The sequence below is a fragment of the Enterobacter sp. MGH120 genome, assembly GCF_001037725.1.
Taxonomy (GTDB): domain Bacteria; phylum Pseudomonadota; class Gammaproteobacteria; order Enterobacterales; family Enterobacteriaceae; genus Enterobacter; species Enterobacter hormaechei_C.
Genome location: NZ_KQ089940.1, coordinates 2,738,263 through 2,753,778, shown reverse-complemented (window position 1 = coordinate 2,753,778; position 15,516 = coordinate 2,738,263). Strand labels below are relative to the sequence as shown.

The window sequence follows — 15,516 nt, the reverse complement described above, 5'->3', positions numbered from 1 at the left end:
TTTACATTCTGCACTCTCCAGAACCAACAAGTCCACCTATGGTAACCACGTCAGAAACGTTGGCCGATTCCTTAAGTATCTCAACTATAGATATATGAATCTGGCATACCAGGATATGTCACCTGTTGAAGCTCACCAGATTAACCAGGCGAACCACAGAGATCTCGCTGACAGAATTAAGGTCTTCAACAGAGTTGATGTATCCAGGAACGAACCCGCACACCGATACAAAAGTATCACCAGTCAGCAAAGTGTCGAACTAACGAACATGTTAATCCCCTCCACTCCTGAATTTTCAGATATCGAGACCGGCGAATTATTCACGGCTGTGGTTAATCCCCAAAACCCATTCGATTCAGGATTTCAACAATACCGTAACTACCTTATCCACCGGTTAATGTTTAACTATGGCTTACGTGTTGGTGAAGTTCAATTGTTGTTGAAGGATTGCGTGGGGCCAACCCTTCCAGACTCACGAGGTAACATTCGTTTCATCCTGATTGTACAAAATCTACCAGATGATGTAGTTGATCCAAGGAAACAACAACCTTCACTCAAGACTGAGCATTCACAGCGACAAATCGAACTGACCGAAGATGACTTCATTATTTTTACCATTTATATGGAGCAATATCGGTCCCCATTATTTGAAGAGAAAAAAATTGATGACCATGAATTTGTTTTTATTAAAGGCTCAGGTAGGTTAACTCCATTAACTTACGATGCAATTCGAACATTTTATAAGGAAAAAATTGATCCGGCATTCATTGCCCTATTCCCTCATTATCGTACGAAAAGTAATAAAATTATTAATAATATGGTTAACATAACACCACACGTTGGGCGGCATACTTGGGCTAATATTACTCTTGAGTTTATTTACAATAGTCTCCTGAGTGAATCACTTATACTGGCGCAAGACTATGGTATTCGAGCAAGGATGAATGGAGTACTTGAACCAGCTATTGAACAACTTCGTGCTTTAGGCGGCTGGTCACTGACCAGTAAAGTTCCATTAAGATATGCCAAGCGGTTTATTGAAGTGGTGAGTAACCAGAGCAACTATAAGCGTACGAAACATTCAGATATGCATTTAGCTTCCCCAGAAACAAACATTTCGCAAAGAAAAACCTACAACTTGCTAGAAGATAATATTTATGACGAAGACTTCTCATTCAAAGATCTATTCAACTGAGAGCGGTATCACCGGGGGTGGTTTATTTAAAACCCCTCCCCTTCACTTTACAAAAGAACAGCTTGAATGGATTGAAAATATTCAGATCCCTAAACGATTGTTTTTAATAAGTGCAACAGAATTTGATGACCGATATTTATATCTACATGATGATTGGCGATACAGATTCTCAGGTAATAATGTGGCTATATTATTCTCTAATGGTAAATACTTTTGTGATTTATCACCAGTTCCACTCAAGCTCTTGAAATACTTAACAATCGCGTACATTAATGAGAACTCGGCAAGTGTTGCTGATAAATTTGCTCAGTTTGTTGCAACAACTTTCAAACAAATTGAGGTTATCACTCGCGAAAGCCTTATTGAAAAAATGCAAATGCTGGTTGCGAAGACTGAGCGAAATCACTCAGACTGCAGTCAGTTCTATTACACCCTCTATGCGTTACGAAAACTTGATCGTAGTGGATTCTTCGAAAGTAAGGATGACAGTAATGAGCTGGAAGATCTATTGCTGGAAGTGCCACGCCCTAGGAACAATAACTGGGCTCGCTACCAAAACCTAGACCTCGTTATACCAGAAGAAGTATGTCTAATGATAGAAAATGGCATTCAACGTTGGGCATCTAAGCTATGTCCAAAAATTGATGTTGAAGAAAATAAAAACATTCATCTGGAAACTGTAAAGAAAACCATTAAAATTGATACATTACGGGACTGCATTATTATTGGCATAGTTTATTACATTGGGGCCAGACCTGTACAGATCGGTAAACTTTCCGGAGGCGATTTTATCGTTGATACCGAGAATAAGTACGGGATGCGTTATTCAGTACTTGTGCCATATGCCAAAAAGTCAAAACTAACTATCGATCGAGTTCGAGTCGCAATTCCGGAAGAACTTGGAAAGTTAATCTTACTGTATAAGTACCTAGTTGGAATTGGTGATACCGACCCAATGTTTTCCATCACAGTATCTTCAATGAAGATGGTGGAAGCGTCATTAAAGAAAATGCTTTTCAGATTTTCACCACAGGAGATTCAGGAGGCAGTAAAAAACGATGATTATCAACTACCTGTATATACCGCAAGCCTCTTTCGTCACAACGTTGGTCACTCAATGGCAATGAGTGGTGCCAGTGCTCCTGAGATAGCTTATATATTGGGTCAATCCTCTTATGTTGTTGCAGATCGATACATTGCAGCCACCCCTGAGCTGGCTGATATTCGTGAGGCAGCTTTGGGTCGCAACCCTGTGTTTAAGAACATGATGGCACTCATGTTGACTGGGAATTTGGTTCACAGCAGCGAATGGGAAGGCCGCAGTGTTGCAGGGTCAATTGGTGGGCAACTTCACTACCATCTCGGTGGATGTAATTATGAAGAAGACATGTGCCCCTTTGCACAGGGTCGTGGATGTTACGGTTGCCTGTATTTCAAACCATTTATAGATGGAGACCACAAAAAAGTATTTCTTTCGCTGAATGATGAAATCAAAAATGTCCGTGATGTTGCCGATGATGCTGGCGTTTTAAATCATCCACTTCTCAAGGAATTAGTACGGCGGAAACAGCATGTAAATCAGGTTATGGCTCGCATTGAAATAGCAAACTTACGGAGGGCTATCTAAACGATGACTACGCAAATAACAATACTTAATAAACAGGCGGATAATCTTCTTATTTATATAGAGAAATATAAAGCAAAATTTGAAGAGCGTCTTGTTGCCTACAATGCTGTTGGACAACTGGAGTGGAATGCCGGCTCCTGGCATTTTGGTGAGAAAGGGGTTGCATGGCTTAAAGAAACAAAAGATCGCGGCTTTAAGTGGGACGAAGTTTCTAGTCGTGTTAAGGGGCTCTCACAAATGAATATTTCTTCGGAATTTCAGGATTTTATGCGAGCTTATCACATGCATCTGGTGTGTATCACTGGCGGATTACCATCAGGTTCTACACTAGACAAACCATTACAGGTGATGAAGCGCTGGTATTGGGAAATGGTAAATAAAACAAGTCAAACGCACCCAATGTATCTGACTTCCGATATTATTCATGCAGCGATGGAGCGGCATCATGAGAATTCTGACAGTCCTGATAATGTCAGCGACTATTGCGATATTGCAGTAAAGTCCATTGATTTACTACGTCAATATGATCTTTTCTTAGTTAATATTGAAGTAAAAAATAAGTTTCCTTATCGAAATGGTTCTAACAGCACTAAAGAAAGGAAGAAAGCGCAAGAAGCCACCCCTGATCAAACTGATGATGAAAGACTCATATCAATCCGTGCATTTATGTGTGTTATTGAGTTGATCGCTTTAGCTGAGAATAGTTATCAGCGTATCTTTTACAATATGTTGTTACTCACAATTATTTGCGGTTTCCGTTTCCAGGAAATAATGTTGCTGAAAATGACTTCTTTGGTTAAGCGAGAAATTACGGATAAAGAAAAACGTCAGCACGCAATAGATCAAGACTGGCCTACTTACAGGTTGGGTATTGAGTATCTTGGTGCAAAAAAGGCTGGATGGCGGATCCATTGGCTGGCGCCAAGCACTTATTCTGTCGTTGAGATGATTTATAAATCTGTGCAAGAATTGACCTCTGGGTTCCGTAAAACGATTCAGGGCTTCAGAGATTCTAATTTCACTAACATGCTCCCAGGTAAGATCGCTGATTTTCCTGATGAATGGATTGAGCAAAATTATCTTGAAGACATCATGTTTAGTGGTTCTGGTGGCTCCAGGAACGATCTTGGAAAGAGTATTCGGAATTCCATTGCGAACTTTAGCGGACATAAACCTAAGGTAATACCCGTTCATAAACAGAAGAACAGCTGGTACTTCACTAAAGAACAGTTGAATGATTATGTCTATCAGCGTTACGCTCAAGCAAAAAACTTTGAGCCTGGGCACCAGTGCATAATTTCAGCCAAAAACAATGGTGACTGGGTACACTTCAATTATGAAGACCTGATGTTCATCATGCCGGAAGGTGCATTTGGAATTGGTAAAGATTTTGTTTCATTGCAACATATTTTTCCACTTGATGAAAACTCAATAGAAGCATGGTTAGGCGGAACACAAAACCGAAAATCTATCTTTGATCACTTTAATCTTTTTGAAGATGATGGATCCCGTGTCATTATCAAAAAGCATGTACCGAGACATAATATAAATACATTCTTGGCAATCGCTGGAGTGACGGATCATATTCAGGCCATCCTAATGGGGCGTGTTGATATCACCCAGAATAAACACTATCAGCATCAGGCCGAATCACAGTCCTATCAGACCGCTTCTCTAGCAATCAATATGCTGGAAAAGGCTTATGATGAGAACAATCAAGCTCTCACGAAGAGTTTCCAGCTTTCACTCTTTACTACGCAGCAGAAGCCCTGCATTCCGGTCAACCTACCCTCCCCCAGAACTGAGGTTAGCCGCAGAATGGCAGCTCTATCACGGTCTTCCAAGACGGTAAAAAATACAGGTGTTGCAAACGTTAAATTAACAACCTCACTAATGATAAATCCTGAGCTCAATACCGAGCATAATCTGAAGCAGAACATGCAGACTTTTGGTGAAACAACTGCTGAGGTTGTTGACTATATAACTGGCACAATGTCTGATAACTTTCTGCCTGAACTAAAACGTGCACATGACAAGTTAGTACAACAAAATTTGGCTGATAAGGCGAAATCACTGCTTCAACGCCATGCAAAACTGCATCCTCTTGGATTTGGAGCCTGTACGAGAGATGTAGCTCGGTGGGGTTGTCCTCATGCGCTTAAGTGTCAGTCTGGTCTACCTTGTGGCTACTTCACTCTTACAGGTCGTCTTGGCGAAGCGGAAGAAGCATCACGACGTTTATCAAACAAGCGAAAAGAAATCATTCAACTCCGTAAGTTGACTATAGTGAATCCAGGCTTCATGCTGGCTTTAAAAGAACAGGAAGAAGCTCTCATCGTGCTCGAGGCTCTTGAAGCTGATGCTATAAAGGTTCAAGGCGAGAAAAAATTGGTTTCCCTGTTTTCTGATGATCTGAACAATCCATTATATAAAGTTATTGAGCGAATTAATAAACAAATGCTAATTGGCAAAACCCCAAAAACCCTAGCTGATCTTTTCTTTATTGAACAGAAACGTATAGAGAGAAATAATAATGGCTAAGACCCCGCGCAGTCGCAATGCAGACGATAAAGTCATTCAGGGTAAGGAACTTGATGCTTACATCAAAGCCGAGCTACAAGCCATGGTGCAAGAGGGACTGGAAAAATCCCCAATTCAACCATCCACGTTACATGCTCGTCTTAAAGCCAAAGGAATAGTTAAAGGTGGCATTAGTACCCTCACCTCTCGAAAAATTATCATCAATAATTACAGGCTTCGCCAGCATAACAACTACGAAGATGGTAAACGAGAGTTGACTACAGATGAAAAGGCTAAATTGGCTATGGGGCGAACCGGCGCTGCTTATATAAGTAAGGCAAATCGTCTTGATGCTGAAATTATAGCATTGAAAGCTAAATATGAACGAAATGTACTGGCGCTCGCCGACATCATTGAGTATATCGACAACGCAACTCCTATCAAAGTAGAGGACATGCTTGCAGACGATCTCATTCGAGAACTTGCTGAGCGCAAAAGAAATTCAAGAATGAGCTAATGAGTAAACGGCCTACTCTATTCGTAAAATTAGCGCACTAATTATCAATACTCCCTCTTCTATGTCCTTTATGTCGAAGGGAGTCTTCCATTCTAATGGCGATTTGGCTCTTTACACCAGTTTAATGCTGCACTTTCGTTACCTTCTAAAAGATCAATAGCCTTTTGTAGAACATCAGTTGTTACCACCATGTTTTACACCTGAAGACGTTTTGAGTGCTTCGATAAGATTACTTCGCTCTTCTTCTGTCATCCGGGATATGAGTAATGCAAGTTCTGCTGTGGTCTGATCATCACAAAAAAAGTAGTTTAACGGCACGTTTAACTCTGACGCCATCCGTCGGAGCGTATCAATATCGGGGACATGCCGCCCTTTCTCATAATGATTCATACGACTGCTAGCCGAAGCGGGATCAAACCCAACAAGGAGGCCCAGTGAGCGCTGTGATAAACCCGCCCTGCATCTCGCTTCCTTAAGTCGTTCTGGTATCGGATTTTTTTCAGACACTGATTCATCTTCATTGGCCTCGAATGCTTAGATTGTCTAAGTATCTGCCATTGTTGTATACTTAGCAATCCTAAGTTAACTGCATTGTTTTAGTCATATGAATAGTCGAGTATCCAACCCTGAGTCGTACATATTTTCTGCAATAATCCACATTTGCAAGGATAACTTCACCAGTAATGATGTAGCAAAAATTCTTGTCGAGCGATTCTCACTCCCGAAAACTTATCGAAAGGCAAAAGCTTTTTCTTATAACCAAATTCAATATCTAGTTAAAAAAGGATTATTAAATAAAGTAAGAAAATCAGGCGTGTATCAATATTTATACTCAATCACATCAGAATTCAATATAGCAAAAGAAAATGTGCAATTAATTGAGGTAAGCCAAAAAACCTCCCTTCAATTTTCAAGTGCTACCAGCCATGAACACAGTGATGTAAACATTCAAATAAGATCTCTCATTGAAAAATACAGCAGTGAATTGGAAAAAGTGTCAGGAGCAAAAGAAATTTATGAAGAATTGATAATTGCCGTGCCGAGCAGGGAAAATGAATTCAGAAAACTTTCTCTTGAGCAAGATAGAAGACATATTAAGATAAATGAAAAAATAAACACACTGATTGGGATTGTTAATAAAAATATCGCATTAAGGCAATGAGTTTTAAAAAGAATTTGAAGTTTAATGCAGTTATGAAAAAGAGAGGGCAAAGCCTACCCTGCCCTCTCCCTTCATGCACTGATAAGCCTCACTAATATGAGTGTTAGCAGCGCGTACCACTATATGCTAGTCCTGAAAAATATAATCTTAGTCAGTCCCAGATGCAACCTTTAACACTTTAATGCAACAAATTAAACAACGAGTTCATCCTTACACCTTAAAGGCTGTAAAGTAAAAAAACACCCTGAAGGCTGTTATTTTTACGCAAAGTGGACTTATTTTAAATAATCGACATGGTCACCTACTTATGGATAATGTTTTCCCGGTCAGACTTCTTAGCCAGTTACGGCCACTTTTAATTGGTTTTCGTAAATCAAAAGGATTAACTCAAAGAGAATTATCCGCCAGGTTGGGTGTCACTCAGCAGACTTATGCTCGACTTGAGGCAAACCCTTCAAAAGCAAGTTTTCAGCGTCTATACAACGTGTTAAATACTTTAGGAGTGGAGATTTCGCTTAGTTCTGGACCTATTTCAACTTATACAAAGGCTTCAAATTTGGTTGAAAAGGAGTTTGATTCACCGGCAAGGCGTGAAGAATGGTGATAGAAGCCAGGCTATTTGATAGGGCTGTACGTCAGGCACTGCCCCTAAGGAAGGTGCGATTTGCGAGCAAGGGCGCTTTGCATCGGAGTTAGCGGGCCGCCAATATGGGAGTTAGCGAGCACACAACCAGCCGCGAAGATCCCCGCGTCATAGCGACATAGAGGTGTCGTGCATCCATCTCTTCCGGGGATGTGATGACTGCCACCTCCCCTTCCAGCCCCTTTAGCAACAATGTGCTGCCGATTACACGCCGGGCCAGGGGTCGACTCTCGTGGCGATTGCGTTCGCGCTCGTTTACCGTGGCGTCTGCAAAAGTGCAGCCTCCAGCAGCAGCCGACTGCAGGGCGCGCAAACAACAGCGCAAAACCTCTGGCCGATAGACCCGCGCATTGTCCTGACGGGTCAAAAGGCGCAGCGCCTCTGCGGCCAGCATAAAACCTGGTCTCTCCGCAAATGCCACTAACGCCGCTTCGGCAACCGTCGGCGGGTTGCGGGCTCGCCCTCTTCGTAGCGTTTCCAGGCGGGGCAGCAATGCTGCGGGGCCAACCTGGGTCATGACGTCTGCGGCAAACTGCACCAGGCGCGTCAACGCATCAGCAGCTTCCAGGTTAAACGCTGCACCAAAGTCGGTAAGGTCGACCAAATCTACGGCTTCGACGGTCGTTGCCCCCGGGATCTGGCTGGCCATCTGCTGACGCCCGCGTGTGTCGTAGCTGTTTCCAATCACCAGTACCTGCCCGTTCGCGGTGACCGCGCGCGTCAGGGCGGCAGTAAGACGCTGCTGAACAGCGGTTTCTGCCTGTAACGGTACCCAGGTCACCCCGGCAGGCACCTGGCGAAGGTCAATGGCGTTACCATTCAGCAACATCCGCCGGCAGTCCAGAAGCCAGCGACCGAGCTCCGGCGACCCTGCGTTAGCCCAGCGCCATGGATGATTGAGCTCACCAATCAGTGGAAAGTGAGCGAGTACATGTGTATCCCAGTCCACGAGCTGGTTACCCCTAAAGCCAAAAATGGCCTGCATGGGGTCACCCAGTACACAGGCGGGCAGCACCGTTGATAACGCGGTTACCAGTGCATGTTGCACCAGGTTGCAGTCCTGGTATTCATCCACGATGAGGTGAGCGTAACTGGCCGCCAGAACATCATCGAGATGCCCTCCCTGCAGCAGCTGGCAGGCAGCCAGCCGTATAGCGGGATAGTCAGCCCCGCGATTGCGCAGTTGAAGAACCTCAACGTTGAGCCCACTGCGCGCCGGAAACATCGCAACCAGACGCATGGCAAATCCATCAATGGTGGCGATACGGTAGGTCGCAGCAGTAACACCGGCGCGTTGCATACGCAGACGCAGTGTTGTCACACCCGCGTTGGTGTGCGTGAGAATAAGTACCGGCCTGGCCCCCGTATACAGGGTCAGGGTATCCGCGATGATTTGTGTTTTACCGCACCCGGCCGGGGCCGTAATCGCCCCCCGATGATATTCCAGCAGGTTGTAGTCAGGCGGCATGGGCCCACCCGTAAAGCCGGTTAATCAGCGCCTGGAACCCGGCATCGGAGGCGGGAAGATGAGGGCCAAGGATATCGTGCGCCACATCCTCATACCGGGTCACCGATTTAAACCACCCATTTCGTCGATGACGAGAAGCGATCCCCAATAATTGTCGTATTTCTAGGGAATAAGGGGTGCCATTCAACCGGCGCTGCTGCCGGATCTGAGCAAGCGTTACCTGACCGTTGGACTGCGTCTGGATATGTGCCGCCACCAGTTCCTCCTCCATAAGCTCAATGCCTCGCTGAAGCAGCGCGTCGACGCCTGCATCCGGCAGGCTCATAAACAGCTCATCCTCCAGCGCGCGACCGGCTCGCCAGGTGATATGTTCTCCACCCGCGGCCTGGAAGGCCTCGACCGTCGCCGGGGTGGGCGGCTTATCCGCATCCACCAGAACTAGCACACGGTAGCCAAGCCGACGCAGTGCCAGCCCACGCACAAAACATCGGTCAGGCTCTCCTCCACCAACATTCACGAATGCGGTTCCTGCACTCAGCATGGAATTACCGTTGAGGGCGGTCCAGTAATGATCCAGCCCGCGGATCAGCCCCACCTCGCTAGCCCCTTCACAGACGATCACGCTACGCGCCAGAAAGGCTTCGGGGTCGGCCCGGACCGTACTTTGAATATCATCGGCAATGCCCACCGGCAGCACCAGGTGGGGAGCTGTCGGATGGCCCCGCACAACGAAGAGCTGGTTGCCATTAAGCTCACGCACGGCCACGGGAGAGTGTGTGGTCAGAAAAACCTGAAGTGGCGGCGGTGTTTCCCTGGCCCCCAGAGAGTTCAGTAACCGGGTAAGCCGATGCGGCTCCAGTCCGTATTCCACTTCATCGACCAGAGCCACGGAGGCCCGCTGCGCGGCAGCACGCTGCATTCCTGCCACCAGAAGACGGGACGACCCCGTACCAAGAGAACGCAGCGGCACACCGGTTGAGTTGTGCAGCGCAATTGCACCATCGCCGATGGAAACCGCGTGAGCGTCCAGTAAGGCTTGAGTCCGACCACCGACCGGCACACCCAGCTCATTGGCCTTCTGAGTAACCACGTCCAGCGTTGCCGCGAGTTGTACCGCAGCCTGACCACCGAAACTGGTTCGGGCCTGGCGCGCAGCGTTTGACAGCTCAGCCCCCAGATTAGGGCGCTCCTCCGTGAGCCGATTGAGCACCGATCCGCGTGCCCAGGACAAATTTGAGCTTGCATAGGTGCCAAGTCTCGCCGGTGCGATGAGCAGCCGATCTTTCCAGGCAAGATTGCGTTCCTGACCCAGGGCCTCGCCACGCAGAGATACCAGCGTCCAGTTGGGCTCAAGCTCACTGTCTACACGCAGACGCAGACAGAGAACCGTTTCCAGTCCGAACTGGGGCTCTTCCTGAACCAGCCCCGTCACGCTGTTGAACGCCTGCAAATAATTACCGTAGGCATCCATTGCCCTAAGAGGATCCGGCAACGAACCCAGTGTCAGGGTAATACTGATAGGCTGAGTCACATCGAGACCAAAAAAATCGGTATCGCTGAAACTGACGTTACGCCGTGCTCCCAGGCACAAATCGATAGCGTCAAGAATGGTGGTCTTGCCACTGTCCCCAGGACCGATGAGGCAGTTAAGCCCTGGCGAAGGCTGCCAGGTCAGTAAACGGATAGAGCGGAAGTTCTGGATTTCAACTTTACAAACTCTGACCACGGCACTCTCCCTCTTTTATTATTTTTATCCACACGCTTTTCGTAAAGATAGCCACAAACGTGTAGATAGTGCACTGATACGGATAAAAGTAACGCCCCTGAATTGCCCAATCAATGATATATAGCCTGTTTTACTGACATATCTGACAGCGGGTGAATTTTCTTTAATTATTGATGTAACACCATACGCACTACATCTGTCTCCACCAGAATATGAGGTGAAATTGTTGCGCACCGATTAATCCGGGTGTACTGGTCAAACTGTTGGTAGCCATGCTTAAGTTCTATTACGCAGGCTGATATGCAAATCTGGGATATTTCTGACAAGTAACATAAGGACCAAAAATGAAGGGGAGCAAAGAAAAATCTACGCCGGATGTTCTGGACTCTGCCCAGTTGGTACGTATTGAAGCCGTACACCGGGGATTCCTTTATCAGCACTTGTATGCCGTTGGCTGCTTGCTGCTGGCACAGAAAGTCAGCGTGGAGACAGTAACCGTTGAGCTGGATGAGGATATTGAGCTCAACTCCATACAGGAGCGCATTTACGTTCAGGTTAAAACCCGCCAGAAACCCATCATTCCCAGCGATGTGTCTGGCGCGCTCGCGAGGTTTGCGGAGATGCGTAACGAGCACATTGTTGGGCGCCGCCAGGGAAGCGCTTCTTTCGTTATCGTCGCCAACCAGGCACCAGGTCCACACCTGCAGAAGATGATTGAGGATAAGACGCTTCCTGCGGATGTCCGTTTTATCTGGCCCCAGTCAACCGCTGAGCGCCATCCCGCACTTCCCCCTGCCTGGGACACCGTGGCTAATGCGGCCGCGTGGTGCATCTCGCAAGCAGAGCAGCTGAAGTTTTCGCTATTGTCGCCAGAATCCCTGATCTGGAAGCTGGCCGGTCTGGTCCAGCTCGCTGCCACCGGAGGTGATGCCGACGGACAGCATGCGTTTTATACCCGGGATCTTCCTGCCCTGTTCGAACAGCTCATCGTTCAGTTACAGGACTTCCCTGCACCGCCGACACTCTACCGGCCACAAAGAGAGGAACCCTCTTTTGTGTCGGATGAGCGGATACGCATCATTTGCGGCTTGTCCGGTGCAGGTAAATCAGCATGGGCAGCACAGGCCGCCCAGCACAGTACCCAGGTGTGTGCGTATTACGATGCTGGCGACCTTCCAGGCCCTGCACTTGCCAGTACGCTGGTTCGTGAGCTGGCAGCCCGGTTTGCGACTCAGGAGCAAGGTGGCCTGCGAAGAATACTGCTCCCTGGTGCCAGTGGCGTTGAAGCGCTGAGAACGTTCGACACCTTCTTGCAGCAACGGAACGACAACCTGCTGCTGGTTCTGGATAACGCGCATCGTATCCCTGTGGAGAACCTGCGGGATGTTCTGCACGCCACAACCCGTATCCATTTTGTGCTGCTGTGCCAGCCCCATGACAATGTCCGTCAACTGGAGGCGATGACTGGACTTCAGCGTGAATCGTTACAGGGATGGGATATCGACACAGTGGCTGCCGCAGTGGCCGACCTCGGTGGGCACGCCAGTGCGCTGGGATATGAGCAGCTACGAAGCTACACCGGAGGGTTGCCGCTGTATGTCGAAAGCGCGGCGAGAGTTGCCGCAGAGGAATACAAAGGGGATATAGACACGCTGTGTGCTGAACTGCGGCAACAGGAAAACAGCACGGAAACCGCGCAGGAAGTCATTCTCAGCCGTGTCTATCAGGGGTTTGAGCCACTGGTTCAGAACGCTCTGGCGTTGTTCAGTCTGTCCGATGTGGGGCTAAGCCGTGATGAAGTTTCAGGGTACCTTGCCCGCTCATTAAATATCCCTTCAAACGGGGCAGCCACATTAATTAAAAAAATGCGGGCCACCGGAACCATTGAAAACTATGGAAACCAGACGTTAAAGGTACACGATGCTGTCAGGGCGCTGGGGCTGCAACACCTGACCATGATGGACGTGGATATCGTAAATAACGCGTTACTGGCGTTAAAAGATCTTTTGATTGAGAGCCTTCAGCAAGAACGCGACACTTCGCGATTTTCTCTTCTAACGCAGATATACATCAAGCTTAACGATGTCATGACGCTCATCGCTCTATCTGGTGAAGAGCTGTTTTATGAGATGGGCATTACTGTCGACATTATGGAAAGCCTGAAACAGGCGACAGCTTCGGACTCTCTGCCGCCTTTACAAACGTTCTGGGCACTCGATGGGCTAGTTTTTTCCGAGCTTAAAGACGGTGTTTCTGAGCAAATTGCACAATGGCTGGAAGCGATGGGAGCTTTGCTTACAGAACATGAGTTTGGTTACCGGGAACGCACAGCCTACACCATGAAACGGATGCTTTTCTTATCCGAAAAGGGAGACTTTAGTGAAGTGCAAACGCTGGCTGAAGATGCCCGCCTCAGCCTTCCGGATGAGGAGCATGCGCGTATTTTTGACTATAACCATGCTATCGCGCTATGGAGACTGAAAAGATACAAACAAGCAGAAACACTGTGTCTGAGCGTAGTGAATCGCTACTACGCGTTATTTGGTATTACCCCACAGGATGTCATGGGTAAAAACTCGGATGTGCTGTGGGCAATCATCAACCAGCCTGAAAATGTTCACGAGCACATCAAACATCTGGCCGATGCCCTAGAGTTGCTCGCCAGAATTAATGACGCGCAGGGAAAGGTGTCACCGTTTCTGCGCATTCATGCGATGAAATTTTACAACATGATCGCAGCCCCCGAATCTCTGGTCCGGGTAGGACAGGATCTAGCTGATGAGTTTGTCGCAATAAAGGACTATGTCGGTGCCAGAGAGGTGATGGAGCAATACGTCCTGCCAGTCGTCAATGAAGCCGGTCTGGTACAGCGACTGGTTCAGGTCCGAAGCCAGTACGCCGTTATACTGGCACTTGCAGGCGAACATGAGCAGGCAGAAGCGGAGATGTGTCGGCTAGCCCCCTTTTTTGAAGGGTTAACAGGTGAGCAGCGACAGGAGGTTGAAAATCAGTCGAACTACATCGCGCAGCTTGCTTACAAGGCGGCTAAATCCGAAGTAACGCGATTTTTCGGGGCGGTAGGCAGAAATGAACCTTGTCCCTGCGGGTCGGGAGTAAAGTATAAAAAATGTCATGGAGCCTGAGTGCTGGTTTCGCTATGTTAGACGCGGCCGGGGGGTAAGTCCATGGGAGCCATATCAGGATGCTGTCCACATCGTGCAACCGAGCGCTTTTTATGGGTATTGCCGTTGACTCTCTTAAAGCACATCGTCGTACGTGGAAGCAGTATATGGCCTGCGAAAGCAGGCCAAATTCACCCAAGAGTGAGGAAAATACGCGAGTGCGCACTAAAACACGCTATCGTAGCGCTGACCTTTAGTTGCAACGTCAAAAATGAACAACTCCCAGGTAGGGTTACTGGCTTCGGCTCAACGCATATGGTTAAAAACCCACCAGGAAAATTGTCTCTCTGCTTCCATTCTTAGTTCTGGGTCAGTTTTCATCGATGCTGTATCAGGCATACCATCCGGACAAAAATCAGCAAGCTGACTTTGAATAAACTTTAGCTTTTCTTCTTTTTCCCCTGCGTTCTCAAACACCATAAATGGCAGCTCGATAATCGGCGGTTTGGTCTGGGTGGTTAACGGCATGGTTATGCCTGAATTACGGCCAGGCAGTGAGTGTAATTCTCTGATATGACTCAACAGATTGTAGGGTAAGGTGTTTTTTACGAAGTAAAAAACGTCAGCATAATAATCAGTTACGAATCCATCCCTTTTTCCCGGATAAGCCAGCGTATCCATCTCTGGAAAGGGAAACTGTAAACCCTCTTTTCTGTAATGTACGATTGGCACTCGTTCAAGTACACGCCCACGGTATTTGAGGATGTATTCATAGTGACAAGGTTGCTCAATGCTAATCGTTGACCACCAGTGTTGTCCTCCTATATCTTTTTCTGTGTCGCCAATATGAATGGCATAATCCGGGTCCAACCGATAATAGGCCTCGCTGATACCGTCATATTCCCAATTGTCGTAATCCAGAAGCAGTCTGACTATGCGGTCAGCGGGTGCCAGGTCCAGATTAAAGCGCTCTCTCCACATTGCCATGACATCTCCAGGGCTGGCACAGCTAGTTACGGGCGTATTGGCATCTTGTTGCCGGGTGTAAACGACACCGGCTCTGACAGTTTTTCCCTCTTTTATATAGTCCTGGGTCAGATAGTAGGGTTTTATTCTGACGTTACGAATTTGTAGAATAGCCAGCACCTTATGCTGGAGTGTGATGTGGTGCAGCTGAATATCCGGACAATGGTGCTCTGCAAAACTGACTTTTCTTAACAGATCGATTAAATTTGCCTGGTTAAGTTGCTTACCATCTTCCGGCACGCCAGTAATCAACCCTTCATCATTCACGCCAAAAATCAGATACCGATCACCGTCATGCAGGACGTTTGCCATGCAGAGGATATCGTGAACAAGGGCTGCATTGTTTTGGTGGTAGGTTTGTTTAAAGTCCCACCATGGCCCTTCCTTGCCACTGGCAATCAGTTTTTCGATGGTTTCGTTCATAGTCCCCTCTATCCGATATGGCGTGCGTTTGCTTGTACCAAGTATTCCTTCAGTCTACTTAAATTGGTAGTGCGAAATGGCTCTTCT

The 15,516-nt window shown here is 47.2% G+C and carries 11 protein-coding genes; 7 read left to right on the top strand and 4 right to left on the bottom strand.

The window, feature by feature from the left end; genetic code table 11:
• The first annotated feature begins 115 nt into the window (after window positions 1–115).
• Genes SK54_RS12870 through SK54_RS12855 form a run of 4 tightly spaced genes read left to right on the top strand, consistent with a single transcriptional unit; the run spans window position 116 to window position 5,859 of the window.
• On the top strand, window positions 116–1,195 hold the full coding sequence (locus SK54_RS12870; RefSeq protein ID WP_223411741.1) for a site-specific integrase: 1,080 nt from the start codon (window positions 116–118) through the stop codon (window positions 1,193–1,195).
• Complete coding sequence (locus SK54_RS12865) at window positions 1,158–2,822, top strand: integrase (RefSeq protein WP_048247368.1); 1,665 nt, start codon at window positions 1,158–1,160, stop codon at window positions 2,820–2,822. Before SK54_RS12870 ends, SK54_RS12865 begins: the two co-directional genes overlap by 38 nt.
• A 3-nt stretch (window positions 2,823–2,825) precedes the next feature.
• Complete coding sequence (locus SK54_RS12860) at window positions 2,826–5,363, top strand: hypothetical protein (RefSeq protein ID WP_048247366.1); 2,538 nt, start codon at window positions 2,826–2,828, stop codon at window positions 5,361–5,363.
• Window positions 5,356–5,859, top strand: a complete 504-nt coding sequence (locus tag SK54_RS12855; RefSeq protein WP_001140767.1) for a hypothetical protein — start codon at window positions 5,356–5,358, stop codon at window positions 5,857–5,859. Before SK54_RS12860 ends, SK54_RS12855 begins: the two co-directional genes overlap by 8 nt.
• Before the next feature lie 174 nt (window positions 5,860–6,033).
• Here SK54_RS12855 and SK54_RS21990 read toward each other — a convergent pair whose 3' ends face one another.
• Window positions 6,034–6,366: a helix-turn-helix domain-containing protein gene (locus SK54_RS21990; protein ID WP_071598204.1), complete on the bottom strand. Its 333-nt coding sequence runs from the start codon at window positions 6,364–6,366 to the stop codon at window positions 6,034–6,036.
• A gap of 97 nt (window positions 6,367–6,463) precedes the next feature.
• On the opposite strand from SK54_RS21990, the gene SK54_RS12850 reads away from it, so the two are divergent.
• Window positions 6,464–7,021 carry a hypothetical protein gene (locus SK54_RS12850; RefSeq protein WP_048247365.1) on the top strand — a complete coding sequence of 186 codons (558 nt, stop codon included), beginning with the start codon at window positions 6,464–6,466 and terminating at the stop codon, window positions 7,019–7,021.
• 307 nt (window positions 7,022–7,328) lie between these two features.
• Window positions 7,329–7,625, top strand: coding sequence for a helix-turn-helix domain-containing protein (locus SK54_RS21980; protein ID WP_032166700.1), 297 nt, complete (start codon window positions 7,329–7,331; stop codon window positions 7,623–7,625).
• A gap of 88 nt (window positions 7,626–7,713) precedes the next feature.
• Here SK54_RS21980 and SK54_RS12845 read toward each other — a convergent pair whose 3' ends face one another.
• Together SK54_RS12845 and SK54_RS12840 are read right to left on the bottom strand one after the other, a co-directional pair.
• Complete coding sequence (locus tag SK54_RS12845; RefSeq protein WP_048247363.1) at window positions 7,714–9,132, bottom strand: UvrD-helicase domain-containing protein; 1,419 nt, start codon at window positions 9,130–9,132, stop codon at window positions 7,714–7,716.
• On the bottom strand, window positions 9,122–10,858 hold the full coding sequence (locus SK54_RS12840) for an ATP-dependent nuclease (protein WP_048247361.1): 1,737 nt from the start codon (window positions 10,856–10,858) through the stop codon (window positions 9,122–9,124). Before SK54_RS12840 ends, SK54_RS12845 begins: the two co-directional genes overlap by 11 nt.
• Window positions 10,859–11,202: 344 nt before the next feature.
• Between SK54_RS12840 and SK54_RS12835 the strand changes: the two genes are divergently transcribed.
• A complete protein-coding gene (locus SK54_RS12835) occupies window positions 11,203–14,001 on the top strand; it encodes an ATP-binding protein (protein WP_048247359.1) in 2,799 nt (932 codons plus the stop codon).
• Between the two features lie 285 nt (window positions 14,002–14,286).
• On the opposite strand, the gene SK54_RS12830 is transcribed toward SK54_RS12835, so the two are convergent.
• Complete coding sequence (locus SK54_RS12830) at window positions 14,287–15,429, bottom strand: AlbA family DNA-binding domain-containing protein (RefSeq protein ID WP_001006009.1); 1,143 nt, start codon at window positions 15,427–15,429, stop codon at window positions 14,287–14,289.
• Between the last annotated feature and the right edge of the window lie 87 nt (window positions 15,430–15,516).